The organism is Alcanivorax nanhaiticus, assembly GCF_000756665.1.
Lineage (GTDB): Bacteria > Pseudomonadota > Gammaproteobacteria > Pseudomonadales > Alcanivoracaceae > Alcanivorax > Alcanivorax nanhaiticus.
This window is the reverse complement of the sequence record NZ_ARXV01000009.1, coordinates 94,127-112,009: the sequence shown is the minus strand read 5'-3', so window position 1 is coordinate 112,009 and position 17,883 is coordinate 94,127. Positions and strand designations below refer to the sequence as shown.

19 protein-coding genes are annotated in these 17,883 nt (G+C 57.3%); 11 read left to right on the top strand and 8 right to left on the bottom strand.

Annotation, left to right across the window (positions count from 1 at the left end):
- Positions 1-29: 29 nt before the first annotated feature.
- Both mutY and Y5S_RS12290 read right to left on the bottom strand, forming a co-directional pair.
- Complete coding sequence (gene mutY, locus Y5S_RS12295; RefSeq protein ID WP_035233340.1) at positions 30-1,106, bottom strand: A/G-specific adenine glycosylase; 1,077 nt, start codon at positions 1,104-1,106, stop codon at positions 30-32.
- An 86-nt stretch (positions 1,107-1,192) separates the two neighbouring features.
- Positions 1,193-3,409 carry an AsmA family protein gene (locus tag Y5S_RS12290; RefSeq protein ID WP_035233339.1) on the bottom strand — a complete coding sequence of 739 codons (2,217 nt, stop codon included), beginning with the start codon at positions 3,407-3,409 and terminating at the stop codon, positions 1,193-1,195.
- 123 nt (positions 3,410-3,532) lie between these two features.
- Here Y5S_RS12290 and Y5S_RS12285 point away from each other — a divergent pair, with 123 nt between their 5' ends.
- Positions 3,533-5,479 carry a sensor histidine kinase gene (locus tag Y5S_RS12285; protein WP_035233338.1) on the top strand — a complete coding sequence of 649 codons (1,947 nt, stop codon included), beginning with the start codon at positions 3,533-3,535 and terminating at the stop codon, positions 5,477-5,479.
- 27 nt (positions 5,480-5,506) lie between these two features.
- Here the strand turns inward: Y5S_RS12285 and Y5S_RS12280 are convergent, their stop codons facing one another.
- The gene (locus Y5S_RS12280) at positions 5,507-5,824 is read right to left on the bottom strand and encodes a GNAT family N-acetyltransferase (RefSeq protein ID WP_035233337.1); all 318 of its coding nucleotides are present in this window, start codon (positions 5,822-5,824) and stop codon (positions 5,507-5,509) included.
- A gap of 102 nt (positions 5,825-5,926) precedes the next feature.
- Between Y5S_RS12280 and hisB the strand changes: the two genes are divergently transcribed.
- From hisB to Y5S_RS12255, 5 genes are all read left to right on the top strand, one after another.
- Positions 5,927-6,532, top strand: a complete 606-nt coding sequence (gene hisB / locus Y5S_RS12275) for an imidazoleglycerol-phosphate dehydratase HisB (RefSeq protein ID WP_035233336.1) — start codon at positions 5,927-5,929, stop codon at positions 6,530-6,532.
- An 8-nt stretch (positions 6,533-6,540) separates the two neighbouring features.
- Entirely contained in the window at positions 6,541-7,182 is a 642-nt protein-coding gene (gene hisH / locus Y5S_RS12270) for an imidazole glycerol phosphate synthase subunit HisH (RefSeq protein WP_035233335.1), read from the top strand.
- Between the two features lie 93 nt (positions 7,183-7,275).
- Positions 7,276-8,016 carry a 1-(5-phosphoribosyl)-5-[(5-phosphoribosylamino)methylideneamino]imidazole-4-carboxamide isomerase gene (hisA, locus tag Y5S_RS12265; protein ID WP_035233334.1) on the top strand — a complete coding sequence of 247 codons (741 nt, stop codon included), beginning with the start codon at positions 7,276-7,278 and terminating at the stop codon, positions 8,014-8,016.
- 13 nt (positions 8,017-8,029) lie between these two features.
- On the top strand, positions 8,030-8,803 hold the full coding sequence (hisF, locus tag Y5S_RS12260; protein WP_035233333.1) for an imidazole glycerol phosphate synthase subunit HisF: 774 nt from the start codon (positions 8,030-8,032) through the stop codon (positions 8,801-8,803).
- A 213-nt stretch (positions 8,804-9,016) separates the two neighbouring features.
- Complete coding sequence (locus Y5S_RS12255; protein ID WP_035233332.1) at positions 9,017-9,886, top strand: bile acid:sodium symporter family protein; 870 nt, start codon at positions 9,017-9,019, stop codon at positions 9,884-9,886.
- Between the two features lie 33 nt (positions 9,887-9,919).
- On the opposite strand, the gene Y5S_RS12250 is transcribed toward Y5S_RS12255, so the two are convergent.
- Genes Y5S_RS12250 through Y5S_RS12240 form a run of 3 tightly spaced genes read right to left on the bottom strand, consistent with a single transcriptional unit; the run spans position 9,920 to position 13,237 of the window.
- The gene (locus Y5S_RS12250; protein WP_035233331.1) at positions 9,920-10,693 is read right to left on the bottom strand and encodes a divergent polysaccharide deacetylase family protein; all 774 of its coding nucleotides are present in this window, start codon (positions 10,691-10,693) and stop codon (positions 9,920-9,922) included.
- Positions 10,693-12,009 carry a S41 family peptidase gene (locus Y5S_RS12245; protein WP_035233330.1) on the bottom strand — a complete coding sequence of 439 codons (1,317 nt, stop codon included), beginning with the start codon at positions 12,007-12,009 and terminating at the stop codon, positions 10,693-10,695. The genes Y5S_RS12250 and Y5S_RS12245 overlap by 1 nt, the downstream gene beginning before the upstream one ends.
- A gap of 34 nt (positions 12,010-12,043) precedes the next feature.
- On the bottom strand, positions 12,044-13,237 hold the full coding sequence (locus Y5S_RS12240; RefSeq protein WP_052041574.1) for a murein hydrolase activator EnvC family protein: 1,194 nt from the start codon (positions 13,235-13,237) through the stop codon (positions 12,044-12,046).
- 112 nt (positions 13,238-13,349) lie between these two features.
- Here Y5S_RS12240 and Y5S_RS12235 point away from each other — a divergent pair, with 112 nt between their 5' ends.
- The 3 genes from Y5S_RS12235 to secB are packed head-to-tail and all read left to right on the top strand — an operon-like array spanning position 13,350 to position 14,539.
- Positions 13,350-13,766 carry a rhodanese-like domain-containing protein gene (locus Y5S_RS12235; RefSeq protein WP_035233329.1) on the top strand — a complete coding sequence of 139 codons (417 nt, stop codon included), beginning with the start codon at positions 13,350-13,352 and terminating at the stop codon, positions 13,764-13,766.
- 23 nt (positions 13,767-13,789) lie between these two features.
- Positions 13,790-14,050 carry a glutaredoxin 3 gene (grxC, locus tag Y5S_RS12230; protein ID WP_035233328.1) on the top strand — a complete coding sequence of 87 codons (261 nt, stop codon included), beginning with the start codon at positions 13,790-13,792 and terminating at the stop codon, positions 14,048-14,050.
- Between the two features lie 12 nt (positions 14,051-14,062).
- Positions 14,063-14,539: a protein-export chaperone SecB gene (gene secB / locus Y5S_RS12225; RefSeq protein WP_035233327.1), complete on the top strand. Its 477-nt coding sequence runs from the start codon at positions 14,063-14,065 to the stop codon at positions 14,537-14,539.
- A 140-nt stretch (positions 14,540-14,679) separates the two neighbouring features.
- On the opposite strand, the gene trmL is transcribed toward secB, so the two are convergent.
- Positions 14,680-15,153 (bottom strand): tRNA (uridine(34)/cytosine(34)/5-carboxymethylaminomethyluridine(34)-2'-O)-methyltransferase TrmL, encoded by a 474-nt coding sequence (trmL, locus tag Y5S_RS12220; RefSeq protein WP_035233326.1) that lies wholly within the window; start codon positions 15,151-15,153, stop codon positions 14,680-14,682.
- 69 nt (positions 15,154-15,222) lie between these two features.
- On the opposite strand from trmL, the gene Y5S_RS12215 reads away from it, so the two are divergent.
- Positions 15,223-15,555 carry a DUF4377 domain-containing protein gene (locus Y5S_RS12215; protein WP_081939757.1) on the top strand — a complete coding sequence of 111 codons (333 nt, stop codon included), beginning with the start codon at positions 15,223-15,225 and terminating at the stop codon, positions 15,553-15,555.
- A gap of 4 nt (positions 15,556-15,559) precedes the next feature.
- Positions 15,560-15,886: a putative signal transducing protein gene (locus Y5S_RS12210; RefSeq protein WP_035233325.1), complete on the top strand. Its 327-nt coding sequence runs from the start codon at positions 15,560-15,562 to the stop codon at positions 15,884-15,886.
- A gap of 173 nt (positions 15,887-16,059) precedes the next feature.
- Here Y5S_RS12210 and typA read toward each other — a convergent pair whose 3' ends face one another.
- A complete protein-coding gene (gene typA, locus Y5S_RS12205) occupies positions 16,060-17,871 on the bottom strand; it encodes a translational GTPase TypA (protein WP_035233324.1) in 1,812 nt (603 codons plus the stop codon).
- Between the last annotated feature and the right edge of the window lie 12 nt (positions 17,872-17,883).

The window sequence follows — 17,883 nt, the reverse complement described above, 5'->3', positions numbered from 1 at the left end:
AACTCCGTAAGCAGTATTCAGTGGGAGGACTATAACATGCGGCTCTGGCGGGGGGCTGCCAGTCCGGCCAACAGTTTTTTCACTGGCGCGGCCAGGCCGAGTTCACCTGGGGCAGCAGGGTCTACCCATCTGCCTTCGCAGTCCTGGGTGCCTTGTACCCGTACGGTAATTTCCAGAGGTGAGATGTCCAGGTGAAAATGGCTAAAGGTGTGGCGAAAGCCATCCAGAGGCTGCGCGTCGCCCCTGGCACGCAAGGCGCGGGCCTGCAGGGCGTTGTCTGCCTCGTCGGCTGTTTCGGTCTGGGGAAAGCACCATAGTCCCCCCCAGATGCCCTGCGAGGGGCGTTGCTCCAGCCATACATGGCCTTGCTCGTCGCGGAGGATCAGCATGGTGGTGGTGCGCACAGGAATCACCTTCTTCGGCTTCTTGCCGGGAAAGTCAGCCGGGTTACCGTTGGCAAAGGCGCTGCAGCCGCTGCGCAAGGGGCAGACATCACAGTCCGGTTTTCCTCGCCTGCACAGTGTGGCTCCCAGATCCATGATGGCCTGGGTGTAGTCTGCCAGCCGTTCATGGGGGGTATAGTGCTCAGCCAGTTCCCACAGCCGTGTTTCCACGGGCTTCTTGCCGGGCCAGCCTTCAACGGAGTGCAGCCGTGAAAGCACCCGCTTCACGTTGCCATCAAGGATGGGGGCGCGTATGCCTCGACTTTGGGCGAGGATGGCTCCGGCGGTGGAGCGCCCAATTCCGGGCAGGGTGGCCACTTCGTCAACGGTGTCCGGGAATTCACCCTGATAATTTTCCAGTAATTGTTTGGCGCACTTGTGGAGATTGCGGGCGCGGGCGTAATAGCCTAGCCCGGTCCACAGGTGTAGTACTTCGTCCTGCTCGGCCAGCGCCAGCGTCTGCACATCCGGGAAGCGCTCCATGAAACGCTCAAAGTAGGGGATTACCGTGGTCACCTGCGTCTGTTGCAGCATGATTTCCGAGATCCATACCTGATAGGGCGTGCGCGGATGCTGCCAGGGCAAGTCCTGACGTCCGCTCTGGTCGTACCAGGCCAGCAGGTTCTGGCTGAATTGCGAAGGAGTCAGAGTGGATTTGGACATGGTTCTCCGAACAAAAATGGCGGAAATGGAGTTTTGCCCATTTCCGCCCTGTGCGTGGTTGCAGGTTTTGGCGTGAGGCGTGCGCCTTAATTAAACAGTTTTTTCAGGCCGTCCTGAATCTGCTTGTCCACCTCTTCCTTGGCCTTTTTCTTGGCCGCGTCCTTGATCACTTCTTCGGCGGTGTCGCCTTCGCCTTCAATGCCCAGTTTGTCTTTCAGTTTGTCTTGGGTGGCTTTGGCTGCAACCTGCTTGCCGATATCCTTGAAGCCGGATTTGTCCGGTCCGCACCATTTGGCAGGATTGCCTTCCAGGTTGCCTTCACAGCGCAAAGGCCAGGTGGTGTCCTGCAGGTACTTGGAGGAACCGAGGTCTGGGGACTTCATGCCGATTTTCAGGTCGAAATCCTGATTGAGGATGTTCATCCAGCCGTTACCGCTGATGCTGCCCTTGCTGAGCACCGCATCCAGGCTATCCAGATAGGCGACGTTCTTGTCCAGCCGCGCCTTGGAGGTCAGATCCAGGATCTTGGTGTCTTCGGAAAGGGCCGAAGGCAGCTTGCCGGATTCCTGTCCGGGGATCATGGACGCTGCCAGCCCCTGGAACTGGCCCAGCATGTCGTTCACGCCACCCACCAGGGTGTGATAAAGGTTCAGGCCGCGCACGGTGGCATCGGCCAGGTTCAGGTCGATGTCACCCTTGGCGGAATCCATCAGCGCCTTTTCGCTGTTGCCGCTGGCACTGTAGGTGCCGGACATGGTGAAGATGCCCTTGGCCAGGTCATCATCCAGGGCCATCTGCGCGATAGGCTGGATCTGGACGCTGGTGACGGTGTTGCTGGCGGTGATTTTTGGTGTTTTGCCTGAGGCATCCAGGGTGGCCTTGGCGCTGAAGCTGCCGTCCAAGGTCTTGCCGGTTGCTTCAGTCAGCTTGATGATTCCGTTCTTGGCGGTGACGGCAAACTTCATATCGCTGGCGGTGATGCCGTCGTAGCTCAGGCTGCCAATGGCGAACTTGCCATCCATCAGCAGTGGGCGAAGCGAGTCGACCGGGATGAGTTCGTCAGTAGAGAGGCTGGCGGTGCCACCGGTCTTGCCGGTGCCGGCTGCCGCATCACTGCTTTCCTCTTCTTCTGTGTTGGGTGGCAGGTAGCCATCCAGGTTGATCTTGTCCAGGCGCAGGTCAAATACAATCTTGCCGCTTTCCAAGCTGGCCAGACCCGCGCTGCCATTAATGATGCTTTCATCCAGTTTCAGCATCAGTGGTTTGACCATGATGCTGCCCGGCTCTCCGCCCAGAGTGGCGTCAAGGGATATCTTGCTCAGGGCGCTGGAATCGGTGGTTTCGATAGGGGCTTCACCGATGGCTTGCAGCACCTTGTTGGCATCGAACGGCAGGGTGCTCAACTTGCCGCTGAGCTGCAAGTCTCCAGTGAGAGCGGTTACATCCAGATTGCCGCGGGTCTCGGTGCCGGCTGCAGTGAGTAACAGATCCTTGATGCTGAGGGTGTCCTCGTTGAGGTTAACATCCAGGTTTTGTTCAAGGTGCACATCGACCGGCATGGTGGTGGCGCCAGCAATGTTGGCGTCCAGGGTCATCGGGTTTAGCACGAAATGGCTGTTGTCGATGTCGGCAGCAAGCACGGTGTCCAGATTCATGTCCACGCGCATGTCACTCTGATCCTGGTAACGCAGAGACATCTGCAGTGGGAACGGCGCGTCGAGATTTACATCCTGGGCGCTGAGGTTGAAGTGCTCTACTACGATGTCAGTGCCATCTGCGGTATTGCGATAGCGTACCTTGCCATCAGATACCACCACTTCAGGAATAGTCAGCGGGATATCCAGACTGCCGCTGTCGGCGCTGTCGGACTCAGTGTTGTCCGGTTTGTCTTCGCTTTCTTCACTGGTCTGCGGACCAATGAGTTCCCAGTTTGCGCCATCCGGGCCATCCACCAGGTTGACCTCTACGCCCGCGAGACGGATGCCATCCATTTCGACCTGTCCATACAGCAGTGGAATCACTGCCACGCTGAGGGAGGCTTCATTCAGGGCCGCAAACAGCTCTTCCTGATCTGCGATGCGGGCCTCGGTACGGCCAATACTGACGCCAAGAGAGGGCCAGAATTGCCAAGCCAGATCTCCTTCTATATTCAATGTCAGGTTGGCTTGTTCCTTGGCCTGCTTTTCAATTTCTGGCTTGAATTCGTTGGGATCAATGACCTGTGTGATCACAAAAACGGCAATGGCTAATAGCAGAATGATGGCAAATAAAGTGATCAGCAAAATTTTTAACAGGCGTCCCATAGAGCTCTCCTTGCGCGTTGGCCTTTGGACCGGGATTATAGCAGTGGGAATGACGTACCATAAACGTAGAAATGGTAAGGGGGCTACCCATAGACCCCTTGAAAATAGTTAGGGGAAGAACCTTTGCGAAAGTTCCATTTGGTTGTGTTTGCCGTTTTGGCGCTGCTGTGTTCGGCAGCCCAGGCGATTCAGCCTGAGCCGGTTGTACTGAAAGGTGCGGGGGAAGAGGTGGTACTGGGAGACCGGATGCAAATTCTGGAGGACCCGGAGAGCCACTGGTCTCTGGATCAAGTGCGTAATCAGTTCGCCAGCCGCTTCCGCAACAGCGATACCTCTGCTCTGAACTTTGGTTTCACTGACAGCACGATCTGGCTGCGGTTCTCTGTGGATGCGACTGATGCAGACGGTAGCTGGTTTCTGGTGGAGCGTTATCCGATTCTGGATGAACTGACGCTTTATGTGCCGGACGGAGACGGTGGCTTTGACGAATTCCCGGTTGGGGATACCCGTCCATTCTCATTGCGGCCAATGGATCACCGGGCCTTTGTGTTCTCGCTGAACACGGAGAATGGGGGTGAAACCGAGTACTACCTGAAGCTGAGAGGGAAAGGGGCGTTGAATATGATGCCCATGCTCTACAGTGCCAAGGGACTGGTGGAATATACCTATGTGGAGCAACTGATTCAGGGGCTGTTCTATGGCTCACTGGTCATCATGCTGGTTTACAACCTGATGTTGTTCCTGTCACTGCGCGACAATGTACATCTACACTTCGTGATGTTTCTTGGCGGCATTATTTTCTTCAATATCACCGTCAGTGGTTACGGGTTGCAGTTTCTGTGGCCGGAAACCCCCAAGATCAATGAATATTTCTGGCTGGCAACCTATGTGATTGCCATGTCTCTTGCGCTGTATACCCGTCAGTTCCTGCAACTGGCGCAGCGCTTCCCTCGCTATGATCGCCTGCTGCGTCATTACCTGATCATGATCGGTGTGGCTTTCCTGCTGCAGTGGGTGTTGCAGCCCCCCTATTCCTACCACCTCTCCACGCTAGTGGCATTGATGACAGTGGTGTTGTTCAGCTGGCTAGGCTGGACAGTATGGCGGCAGGGGTTTCATGTGGCGCGGCTCTATGTGCTGGCCTGGTCAGTATTTTTGCTGACCGTTTTCCTGTTCGCGATTGGCAACCTGGGGTTAATGCCCTATCACGTGATCGTCCCCTATCTGCCACATATTGGCGCCCTTTGGGTGGTGGTGATGTTGTCGTTGGCGCTGGGTGACCGGATTCGATTCCTGGAAAATGAGCGTAAACAGCTGGCGCTGGAGGCACAGCAGAATCTGGAGCGGCATCTTTCGGATATCGAGCAGATGAACCAGGATAAATCCATGTTCCTGCAGTACATCAGCCATGAACTGAATACGCCGATTAACTGGATTGGCGCGGCGGACTCGCTGGGGAGTCACAATGGTGAGGACAGCGACGTGGATGTCTGGGCCATGGTCCGCAAAGGCCAGAAGCGCCTGATCGGAATCGTAGGGACCTCATTGCGCTATTTTGATATTTCGGATCGGAATCAGCCGCCCCCAGTGGGAAGTTGCCAGCCCATGTGGATGCTCGATGCCCTGGTGCGTGAGCATTCAGACCGTATCGAGCAATCCGGGCTGACGCTGCGTAACCGGATTTCCCCCAACTTGCGGGTGCGGGCCAGTGAAAGCGAGCTCAGGGAAGTGTTTGCCATGGCGCTGGATAATGCCCTGCGTTTCAGTGCTGAGGGGGGCAGTATCGAGATGGTCAGCGAAGTGGATGTGGCTGAGGGTTTTGCCCATCTTGTGATTCGAGATGAAGGCAAGGGCGCTACGGCAGACCAGCTGGAACACATCATGGAGCCGTTCTTCGTGATGGGATCACGCCATCATGAAGAGGGTTTTGGCTTGTCGCTGGCCATGGCGCGGGTGATGGTAGAGCAGGTGGGCGGCCAGCTGTGGGCGGAAAGCCCGGGGCCGGGGCGTGGCTTCAGCCTGCATCTGCGCCTGCCCCTGGCTGAATACAGTGGGGCTGGCGCAGAATAATCCCTTATCCAGAGGCTCTCGGGTTGCTCACTGGGCCTGCTGGCAGTGCGCTGGCAGGCTCACGCCTTCACCCAGTGCCTGGCTGATCAACCGGACAAAATCCCTGCCTACCCCGCGCCCGCGGGTGGCGGGGTGCACGACCATCCAGTCCATCACGGGCTGGTTTTTCTCTATCAGGGCGATAGCCACGCGCTTGCCATTGAAGTGAGCGGCGAACAGTCGGCGGTCTCCTGAATCCTGCGCTTCCTGCAGTTTTTGCTGATATTCCGGGTCATCGCGCAGCACCTGTTCAAAGGTCTGGCATTCTTCCGGGGAGAGTGGATGGGCCTGAACACTGATAGGCATGGGGTCGACTCCGCTGGTTGAGGGAATGGAGGCTCTGCCACAATGGTGTCAACAGGCCGTCAGGCTGCGTATAATAGCCGGCCCAATGCCCGGGAGGTATAGATGAGCAAGCGAAGCGCCACTGTTGAGCGCAACACCCTGGAAACCCAGATTCAGGTTTCCATCAATCTGGATGGTACGGGTCAGTGCAAGCTGGATACCGGTTTGCCGTTTCTGGAGCACATGCTGGACCAGGTGGCTCGCCACGGTCTGGTGGATCTGGAGATTGTCGCCAAGGGTGATTTGCACATCGATGCCCACCATACCGTGGAAGATATCGGTATTACCCTGGGGCAGGCCTTTGCCAAGGCTATCGGTGACAAGAAAGGCGTGCGTCGCTATGGCCATGCCTATGTGCCACTGGATGAAGCGCTGTCCCGTGTGGTGGTAGATCTGTCCGGCCGGCCGGGTCTGGAAATGTTTGTAGACTTCACCCGTGGCAGCATTGGCGGCTTCGATGTGGATCTGTTCTACGAATTTTTCCAGGGGTTGGTCAACCACAGCATGATTACCCTGCACATCGACAATCTGCGTGGCAAGAACGCCCACCATCAGGCCGAGACCGTCTTCAAGGCATTCGGTCGTGCCCTGCGCATGGCTGTGGAGCCGGATCCGCGCATGAGCGGTATCACCCCGTCCACCAAGGGCACCCTGAGCGAAAAAGAGTAAGTGCTGCCATGAGCGAAGTAGTTGCCGTTATCGATTACGGCATGGGCAACCTGCACTCTGCGGGAAAGGCTCTGGAAAAAGTGGCCAGCGGGCAACAGATCCTCATCACCGGGGATGCTGACCAGATTCGCGCGGCTGATCGTGTGGTGTTTCCCGGTGTGGGCGCGATTCGTGACTGCATTGGTGTGCTGCGCGAGACCGGTCTTGATGAGGCTATCCGGGACGTGATTGCTGCTGGCAAGCCACTGCTGGGCATCTGTGTCGGTATGCAGGCTCTGATGGCGCACAGCGAAGAAAATAACGGCGTGGACTGTCTCGGCGTGTTCGATGGCGAGGTGGCCTTCTTCGGTGAGATGCAGGATGAAACCGGCAGCAAGCTGAAAGTGCCGCACATGGGCTGGAACCAGGTCCAGCAGGGCATGGCGCACCCCATGTGGGCGGGTATTGCGAATAATGCCCGCTTCTATTTCGTCCACAGCTACTGTGTTACCGGGATGTCCGATGACGAGGTGGCGGGTTTCTGTGATTACGGCCGCCGCTTTGCGGCTGCTGTTACCCGCAACAATGTCTTCGCGGTGCAGTTCCACCCGGAAAAGAGCGCTGACGCAGGTCTGACACTGCTGGAAAATTTCCTGCGCTGGCAACCATAAGATCAGTTGACAGTTGATAGTGGACAGTTGACAGCGACAACCACCGTTCCTACCGTCGCATCACCGTGACGGTTCAGTTTTAGAGAACTTGATATGCTTTTGATTCCTGCCATCGACCTGAAAGACGGAAAATGTGTTCGCCTGAAGCAAGGGCGAATGGAAGACGATACGGTGTTTTCCGAGGATCCAGTGGCGGTCGCTACCCATTGGGTGGAGCAGGGGGCTCGTCGTTTGCATCTGGTGGATTTGAATGGCGCCTTTGCCGGTGAGCCGGTGAATGGCGAAATCGTCAAGGCGATTGCTCAAAAGCACCCGGATCTGCCGATTCAGATTGGTGGCGGTATCCGCAGCCCGGAAATCATTCAGGCCTACCTGGATGCGGGAGTGCAGTGGGTTATCATCGGCACCAAGGCCGTGAATGAGCCTGAGTTTGTGCGCGAAATGTGCAAGCAGTTTCCCGGTCACATCATTGTCGGCCTGGACGCGAAAGACGGTTGGGTTGCTACCGATGGCTGGGCGAACGTGACTGACGTGAACGTGATCGAACTGGCCAAGCAATTCGAGAACGATGGTGTCTCAGCCATCGTTTACACCGATATCAGCCGTGATGGCATGTTGCAGGGTGTGAACGTGGACGCGACAGTCCGCCTGGCCCAATCCATGTCCATCCCGGTGATTGCGTCGGGAGGGATCACCAATCTGGATGACGTGCGCAATCTTTGTGCCGTGGCAGATCAGGGGATCAGTGGAGCCATCACTGGCCGCGCCATCTACGAAAACACCCTGAACTTTGCAGAAGGTCAGGCCTTGTCTGACGAACTGATCAAGGCCTGAGGCGGAGACGAAAATGGGACTCGCCAAACGCATTATTCCCTGTCTGGATGTAGATGACGGCCGGGTGGTCAAAGGTGTTCAGTTTGTGGACATCCGTGATGCCGGTGATCCGGTGGAAGTGGCTAAGCGATATAACGACGCAGGCGCTGACGAGATTACTTTTCTCGATATCACCGCCAGCCATGAAGGTCGCGATACCACGCTGCACACGGTAGAGCGGATTGCCAGCCAGGTGTTTATCCCGCTCACCGTCGGCGGCGGTGTGCGCACTCTGGAAGATATCCGTAATCTGCTTAATGCGGGTGCAGACAAGGTCGGTATCAACTCTGCCGCTGTGCACAATCCTGAATTTGTTCGTGAGGCTGCAGAGCGGTTTGGTTCACAGTGCATCGTGGTGGCCATTGATGCTAAGAAGGTCAGTGCGGAAAGTGAGCCCAACCGCTGGGAAATTTTTACCCATGGTGGCCGCAAGCCCACCGGGCTGGATGCGGTGGAATGGGCAAAGCGCATGACTGACTACGGTGCTGGCGAAATTCTGCTAACCAGCATGGATCGTGATGGGACCAAAAACGGGTTTGATATTGCGTTGACCCGGGCTATTTCTGACGCCGTACCGGTGCCGGTGATTGCCAGCGGCGGTGTTGGCAACCTGCAGCACCTTGTGGATGGCGTTATCCAGGGTGGCGCAGATGCGGTGCTGGCGGCGTCGATTTTCCACTTTGGAGAATACTCAGTAGAGGAAGCCAAGCGCTTTATGCAGAACGCCGGCATTGAGATGCGGGTGTAGTTATACGCGACACGAATAAAACAAAGGTTCACAGCAGTGTGGACCACATCAAAAAGCCAGCCAGGGAGACCGGGCTGGCTTTTTTAGCATCAGGCGTCACGTATGGCTAAAAACGCCATCCTTCATGCCTATGTGGTTTCGTGCTGGCCGCGTCCACTTCCCTGATTTACTCTCGAGTGTATATCTATAAAAAAGAGTTCGGGAGAGTACGCAATGGGTTCCAGTGCGCTGATTGATGTCGGTTTGCCGATATCCCTGTTTCTGATTATGGTCGGCATGGGCATGACGCTGACGCCGAAGGACTTTCGGGAGGTGGCGATTGCCCCGAAAGGAACGGCTTACGGCTTGGTCTGCCAGATCCTGTTGTTGCCTCTGGTGGCGTTTGGTGTGGCCGTGGCGATGGATTTGTCTCCGGCGCTGGCTGTGGGCCTGATCGTGGTGGCGGCCTGCCCGGGCGGTACCACGTCAAACCTCTTTGTTTATCTTGGCCGCGGAGATGTGGCGCTTTCCATTGTGCTCACGGTTATCGCGAGCCTGATTACCATCGTGTCTTTACCCGCGTTTACGGGCTGGGCGCTTGAGCATTTCAACGATGCGGCAAGAAGTATTGAATTGCCGGTGCTGCGGACGGTGATTACGTTGATCGTTATCGTGCTGTTGCCGGTGGCGATCGGCATGACGATCAAGCATTTCAAGCCGGTGTGGGCCCAGAAGGGCGAGAAGGCCGTGGGCTTGCTTGGACTGTTTGTACTGATCGCGGTAATTGTGCTGCTATTGGTGAAGCTGGGAGATGAAGCTTTCGAGTTGTTCCGCAAGGCGGGGGTCTCCGCCATTATCCTGAATCTGGCGGGTATCGTACTGGGTATGCTGGGCGGCCGCCTGATCGGTTTGAGTCGTGATCAGGCCTTTACGGTGGCTATCGAACTGGGGATCAAGAATGGCACCCTGGGTTTGATGGTGACCCTGACACTGCTTCATTCGGAGGCCATGTCGGTGCCATCGGCTGTCTATGGGGTGCTGATGTTTGCTTTCGGTTTCCTGATGATCGGTTACGCCCGGTTGACGGGGATCGGTCGCCGTTAGCGAAGAGCGAAAAAGACGTTTTTCAGCGGCTCTCTAGCTTTCGCTTTGCTCGGGGGCTGTGGCGACAGCGGTGTTCATCACTGGTGTCGTCAGCAGCTCAGATACCGGAACGACCTGGATGCCCGCTTGCCCGAGCAAAGGTAAAACCTGCTGTAGATAGTGCACCGTTTCCGGATAAGGGTGACCAATAGCAATGGCATGACCACGCTGGCGGGCCAGGCGGATCAGTTTGTTGAACTGATTGTTGATGCTTGCCAGATTGCGGTCGTTATCCAGAAAAATATCTCGCCCCGCATTGGCAAGCCCTATTCTTACTGCCTGACGTTGTGCCACTGAGCGCCCGCTGGTTCGGCTGTCGACAAAGAACAGCTGGTGGGCTTTGAGCTCATCCATTAGCCACCCCATTGGCAGCTCTTGTTCCGTGAGCGCGCTGCCCATGTGGTTGTTAAGGCCGCGGGCCTCGGGAATCTGGCTAAGGGCATGGCGTACTTGCGCCAGCAGTTGCTGCTCCGTCATGCCGACCTGCAATCCCCCTTGATCCAGCTTTTTGTGATGGCGGGCAGCCATGGGCATGTGCACGATCACTTCTTTTCCCGCGCGGCTGGCATGCCGGGCCAGCCGCTGACCATGGGGAGAAAAGGGAATCACCGCACAGGTTACTGGTGCCGGGAGTTCAACGATTGCCTGACCGTGTTTACTGCTGTAGCCAAGGTCATCAATGATGATGGCGATACGGGGCTGTTGTCCCTGCGCGCTGGCCAGACCGGCCAGCATCAGCAGGGGGAGCGCCCAAAAACGCAGCCCCATCAGAGCGTTTCGCTATCGGCCTGGGGGGGGGGGACGCGAGACATGACAACCCCTTTGAGGATAGCCAGTGCCTGGGCCAGTGAGTAGTCCTCTTGGGCCAGAGATGGGGTGGAGCGGGTGTTGCTGTGCTCTCCGCTCTCGTTGTCCAGGTGGCGAGGCAGGTCCGCTTCACGGAGTTGCTGATCTTCCAGTACTTCCAGGTGGGTAACCTGGTCAACCGCAATGTCTGGAACAATCCCTTCAGCCTGGATGGAGCGTCCTGATGGGGTGTAGTAGCGCGCGGTTGTCAACTTGAGGGCTTTGTCCTTGCTCAAGGGAAGGACCGTCTGGACTGAGCCCTTGCCGAAGGTGCGATTGCCAACCACCAGGCCGCGATGCTGGTCCTGAAGTGCGCCGGCAACAATTTCAGAGGCTGATGCGCTCCCGCCGTTGACCAGAACGACCAGTGGAACGCCATCCAGGCGATCACCGGCAGAGGCTTTGAATTCGCTACGGCTTTCCGGGCTGCGTCCCTGGGTATAAACAATCAGCCCGCTTTCGAGAAACAGATCTGCCACTTCCACAGCGCCACCGAGAACGCCGCCGGGATTGTTGCGCAGATCCAGAATCAGGCCGCGAAGCTGCCCTTCCTTGCTTAACTTGTCCAGGGCCTTGCCTGTGTCGGCGCCGGTATTGTTCTGGAACTGGGAAATGCGGATATAACCAAGACCCGGCTCCAGCACGCGTGAGCGCACACTGTGCAGTTGAATCTTGTCGCGCTTCACACTGACTTGGCGTGGATTTTCGTCGCCCTGGCTGAGCACCATCAGTTCAATCTCTGAACCGATCTCTCCACGCATCAGTTCCACCGCCTCACTCAGCGTAAGGCCTTTGACGAAGGTGTCATCAATTTTCAGGATCAGGTCGCCGGCCTTGATGCCGGCCTTGCTGGCGGGGGACTCATCGACTGGCGTGACCACCTTCACGAAGCCATCTTCCATGGTGACTTCGATGCCCAGGCCACCAAATTCGCCAGTGGTGGTGACTTGCAGATCTTCGAACTGGTCCGGGGTCAGATAGTTGGAGTGCGGGTCGAGCTCATACAGCATGCCGCGGATCGCCGATTCCAGCAGATCTTTGTCGCTGATGTCTTCGATATAGGAAGAGCGGATGCGCTCCATGACTTCAGCAAAGGCCCGTAGTTCTTCGACGGGCACACCCTGGCGTTCCGCTTGTTGATCAAGGGCCGGATCCGCAGCCTGGACAGAAAAAGAGGCCATGACCAGCAGGCTGGCCGCTGCGGTGAATTGGATGTGCTTTGAAAGCAGTTTAGGCATCAGGTGTCCCCGAAACACGGTGCATCCGTGCATGTTATTGGTCGTTCTGGGCGATGGGGGGCAGTGTAACACGGCGGTCGCACCAGCGTGTCGGGTTCACTGCCTTGCCGCGATGGCGTATCTCGAAATACAGACCACTGGCCATGTTGCCCCCTGAATTGCCCGCCAGTGCGAGACTGTCTCCTGCCGCGACCCATTCACCCACCTCGCGAAGCAGGGCCTGGTTATAGCCATAGAGACTCAGGTAGCCATCACCGTGATCCACAATGGTCAGTAGTCCGTAACCTCGCAGCCAATCCGCAAAGACTACCCGGCCAGGATGAATGGCGCGTACTGGTGTGCCGCCGGGCGCGCCCAGTATGACCCCCTGCCAGCGCAGTGCGCCCTCGCGGCGGCTGTTATAGCCAGTGGTGATACGACCTGGCAGAGGCCATGGCAGTTTTCCGGCCAGTTTGCCGAACGGTTTGCCTCCCAGATCAGCCGGGATATCGTCAAAGCTGCGGCGCATCTCTTCCAGTAATTTGGTGAGACGTTGTTGATCCGTTTTTAACTGGTTGATGTCACTACCGCGGCTGTCCAGGGAGCGATTCAGGGCGGCCATACTTTGTTGCCGCTTGCGTTGAGCGTCTTCAAGCTTGCTGGCATGGCGCTGCAGCTCGGTTCGCTTGTCCAGTAAAACCTCTCTGGCTGCGGCGACTCGCTCACTTACTGCCTGCAGCTCCACCAGCTCAGCCTTTACCGCTGCAAGGCGCTCGGTGCGGGCGCGCTGATAATATTCTTGATAGCGCATCAGGCGGGCAATTTGATCTGGCTGCTCCTGGTTCAGCAGCAATTTAAGGCGCTCCTGACGGCCGCTTTGATAGCTGGCGCGGACGGTCCGGGCCAGCCACTCCACTTGGGTGCGTTTGTCCTTGGCGAGGGCGGCCTGCTCTTTTTCCAGAGTGCGCAGTTGGGTTAGCGCTTCGGTCTCGCGCTTTTGCAGATCGCGCTGTTCGCGTGCCAGGCGACTGATACGCAGTTCTGCGTCTCGCAGATCTGCCTGCAAGGCATCACGCTCACGTAATTCCCTGGCTTGAGCCTTGCTGAGTTCACTGATACGGCTTTTCAGTGCCTCCAGTTCGGCTTTGGATGGCTTGGGTTCGGCCTGGGCAGAGTTGCATAGCGCCAGGGCCAGAAAGAGCCCCAAGAGTGCGGCCAGCGGATGGCGAGGGCTGAAAGTGGGCTGCATGGTTTTACCTTACCCCCCTGGGGGTGTGTATACTTGGCGCCGATTTTTCATCGATCCGACTGTCTCGGTACTGCCCGGCAGCGCGGATTAACGCCACTGATTCGGGGTTCCCATGAGCCAACTGTTTGAATTCGCCAGCAACCATTATCTTCTGGTGTCCGCCTTTTTCCTGCTTTGGGCTGTTTTCTTTGTGCTTGAGTCCCGTCGGGGGGGCAAGCCGGTGACGCCGCAGATGGCCACCAATATGGTAAACCGGGATGAGGCGGTCATTGTTGATCTGCGTGACAGTGATGAGTTTCGTGCCGGTCATATTGCCGGTAGCCTCAATATTCCTGCCGGTCAGGCCCTAGAGCGTATTGCAGAATTGGAAAAATACAAGGATAAACCGCTGATTCTGACTTGTGATATGGGTAGCAAGGCCTCACATCTTGGCAGACAGCTGCGTACCAAGGGGTTTGAAAACCTGTACCGGATTCAGGGAGGCATTAACGCCTGGCGCTCTGCGTCCCTGCCGGTGGTGAAGGGCTGATTGCTGAATAAGGAGGTTTAACCATGGCGAAAGTGGAACTGTATACAACCGCATGGTGCCCCTTTTGCATCCGCGCCAAGCGGTTGCTGGACAGCAAGAGTGTGTCCTATGAGGACACAGATGTGGATCGTGATCCTGCGCAGCGGCAGGTGATGCAGCAGCGCGGTGGCGCCCATACGGTGCCGCAGATCTTTATCAATGAGCATCCCATTGGTGGGTGCGATGAACTTTATGCGCTAGAGCGGGCGGGGGAACTGGATGTCTTGCTCGGGGCGAGTGAATAACTGGAGAGAATAATGGCTGACGAACAACAACAGGTTTTCCAACTGCAGCGTGTCTATCTGAAGGATGCTTCCTTTGAGTGCCCAGGCGCCCCTGAAGTGTTTCTGCAGGAATGGAAGCCCAAGGTGAATATCCAGATCAATACCGCCGCGCGCCGTATCGGTGAAAGCTCAGAGTATGAGGTGGAGCTGACGGTGACAGTGACCGCCAAGGATGAAGCGGAAGAAAAGACGTTTTACCTGGCTGAAGTCAAGCAGGCGGGTATTTTCACCGTGAAAGGGATCGAAGGCGAAGAGCTGGCTCAGTTGCTGGGTGCCTACTGCCCCAACCTGCTGTTCCCCTATGTGCGTGAAGTGGTCTCTGACCTGGTCGCCAAGGGTTCCTTCCCGCAATTGCTGTTGCAGCCAATCAACTTTGATGCGCTGTACCAGCAGCAGCGTCAACAGCAGGCGCAAGCCCAGGCTGAGGCGAAAGGCGAAACGGTGCAGTGAACAGTTAACAGTGAATAGTGAACAGCGCCGCGTTTGTGGTTTGTCTGTTCTGAAACGCAAGAGGCCGCGCTCAGGCAATGGACGCGGCCTCTTGCGTTTAATGCTGAAGATCGCCGGGTCCGCGCGCTGTTCACTGTTAACTATTCACTGTTCATTGCCCCTTCATATCCCAGCTGCCTCCACGCTTCATACAGTGTTACGGCCACCGCGTTGCTGAGATTGAGGCTGCGGCTATCTGGGACCATGGGTAGCCGTAGTCGTTGGGCTTCGGGCAGGGATTCGATGATGCTCAAGGGGAGGCCGCGGGTTTCGGGGCCGAACAACAGGACATCGCCATCCTGGAATTTCGCCTCGCTGTGTGGGGGGCTGGCTTTGGTGGTCAGGGCAAACAGGCGTTGACCGGGGATCTTTTCAAGAAAATCGTTGAAACTGGCATGTAGCTGGAGGTTGGCGAATTCCCGATAGTCCAGTCCGGCGCGACGCAGTTTTTTTTCGTCCAGCGAAAAACCCAGGGGTTCGATCAGATGCAGACTGGCCCCGGTGTTGGCCGCAAGGCGGATGATATTACCTGTGTTAGGTGGAATTTCTGGTTCGTAGAGTGCAATGTGCAGCATTGTTTTTTTGCCGTCAGGGCGAAGCCGTGTTACTCATTGAGTGGCAGGCAAGAATAGCAGGGATTTGTCATGAAGCGAGTATGGTTGGGATGGATCGTGGCGCTGGTGGTGCTGGTGGGCTGCGGAGAATCTACGTCTGAGGGGCAGTTGCTGGAGGTGGCGCCATACCGGACAGCATGTATCGGCGTTGGCCCTATGGATTGCCTTCAGGTGCGCCGGGAAGGGGAAGAAAATTATTCCCTGTTCTATAGCAGGATCGAGGGCTTCGAGTTTGAGTCGGGCTACCAGTATGTCTTGCGGGTGAAGGTGACGCCGGTGGAAAACGCCCCGGCGGATGCCAGCTCCGAACGCTATTCGCTACTGGAAGTGGTGGAAAAGAAAGCTGTGAATCAGCAGGAGTAACCCCTTGCTCTGTGTCTATCAGGCCAGGGATGGGCTGGAAGCTCATGTGGTGGCGGATTTGCTACAGCAGGTGGGCATTGCTGCCAGAGTGCAGGGGGATCTGTTGCAGGGTGGGGTAGGTGAGCTGCCGGCGGCTGGACTGGTGTCGGTGTGGGTCGACAATGAAGACGCGCCCCGTGCCCGTGAGGTGGTAGAAGACTACCAGCGTGAGCAGCCAGAGTGCGCCGCATTGGTATCTGATTCTTCTCCTGTTTCATCTGCAGGCTTTCTTGCCGGGATTATGGTGGGGTTCTTTGCCGGGGTGCTGGTGATGTTGATGCTTTTGAGATGAGTATCGCGTTGCGAGTAACGAGTTTCGAAGGGCTGCTTGCTACGAAGCGGCTGTAGGAGCATCCGCCAGCGACGCTTCTGCGGAAAGGGGGGGCGGGGTCTTCCCGGAAATCCGCGAAACGGCATAAAAAAGCCGGGCATGTGCCCGGCTTTTTTGTTGGCTGCGGCCCTGTATCAGGCGCGGCCAGCGCGCTTGCGCTCGGTTTCGGTGAGCAGCTTCTTGCGAATACGCAGGCTCTCCGGGGTGACTTCCACCAGCTCGTCGTCTTCGATGAAGTCCAGTGCCTGTTCCAGGCTGAAGCGGATCGGCGGGGTCAGGACGATGTTTTCATCGGTGCCAGACGCACGCATGTTGGTCAGCTGCTTGCCCTTGGTGGGGTTCACTGCCAGGTCGTTGCCACGGCTGTGGATACCGATAACCTGACCTTCATACACTTCCACGTTGGGGTCGATCAGCATGCGGCCACGTTCCTGCAGGTTGAACAGGGCGAAGCCCAGCGCCTTGCCTTTCACCATGGATACCAGCACGCCGTTGATGCGCTTGGCCATGTCGCCAGCCTTGAATTCACCATAGTGGCTGAAGGTGCTGTTGAGGATACCGGTACCGGAGGTGAGGGTCAGGAACTGGCTGCGGAAGCCGATCAGGCCACGGCTGGGAACCAGGAATTCCAGGCGAACACGGCCCTTGCCGTCCGGTTCCATGTTGGTCATCTCGGCCTTGCGCAGACCCAGTTGTTCCATGATGGAACCCTGATGCTGCTCTTCCACGTCAGCCACTACGGTTTCGTAGGGCTCCTGCTTCACACCGTCTTCTTCGCGGATGATTACCTGCGGGCGGCCTACGGCCAGCTCGAAGCCTTCACGACGCATGTTCTCGATCAGTACTGACAGGTGCAGTTCACCACGACCGGAGACGCGGAACTGGTCGGCGCTGCCGGTTTCTTCCACGCGCAGGGCCACGTTGTGCTTCAGTTCGGCTTCCAGGCGCTCACGGATCTGGCGGCTGGTCACGAATTTGCCTTCCTGGCCGGCGAACGGGGAGGTGTTCACATGGAAGAACATGCTCACGGTGGGCTCGTCCACGCTAAGCGGAGTCAGCGCTTCTACATTGGCCGGATCACACAGGGTGTCGGAAATGTTCAGCGGATCCAGACCGGTAATGCAGACGATCTCACCGGCGGAAGCGGTGGGGGCGTCGACACGCTCGAGGCCGTGGTAACCCATGATGGTAAGGATCTTGCCGTTGCGCACGGCGCCGTCAGCACCGATCACTTTCACCGGGCTGTTGGCCTTGATCTGGCCACGCTTGACCCGGCCGATGCCGATGATGCCCAGGTAGCTGTTGTAATCCAGAGAGGAGATCTGCATCTGGAACGGACCGTCAGCGTCCACATCCGGGTAGTCCACCTTGTCGACGATGGCCTGCAGCAGCGGAGTCATGTCGTCAGCCAGGTTGTCGGCTTCCAAGCCGGCGATGCCGTTCAGGGCGGAGGCATAGATCACCGGGAAGTCGAGCTGCTCGTCGGTGGCGCCCAGGTTGTCGAACAGATCGAATACCTGATCCATTACCCAGTCAGGGCGTGCGCCGGGACGGTCGATCTTGTTGATCACCACGATCGGCTTGAGGCCGGCGGCGAAGGCTTTCTGGGTCACAAAGCGAGTTTGTGGCATGGGGCCGTCTACCGCATCGACCAGCAGCAGCACGGAATCCACCATGGACATGACCCGTTCTACTTCACCACCGAAGTCGGCGTGTCCGGGGGTGTCCACGATGTTGATGCGGTAGTCGTTCCACTGAATAGCAGTGTTCTTGGAGAGGATGGTGATGCCACGCTCCTTCTCCAGATCGTTGGAATCCATCACCCGCTCGATGTCGCCAGCGCGATCTCCCAGGGTGCCGGACTGTTGCAGCAACTTGTCCACCAGGGTGGTTTTGCCGTGGTCAACGTGGGCGATAATGGCAATATTGCGCAGGCGTTCAATCACGAGTGTAGCTCC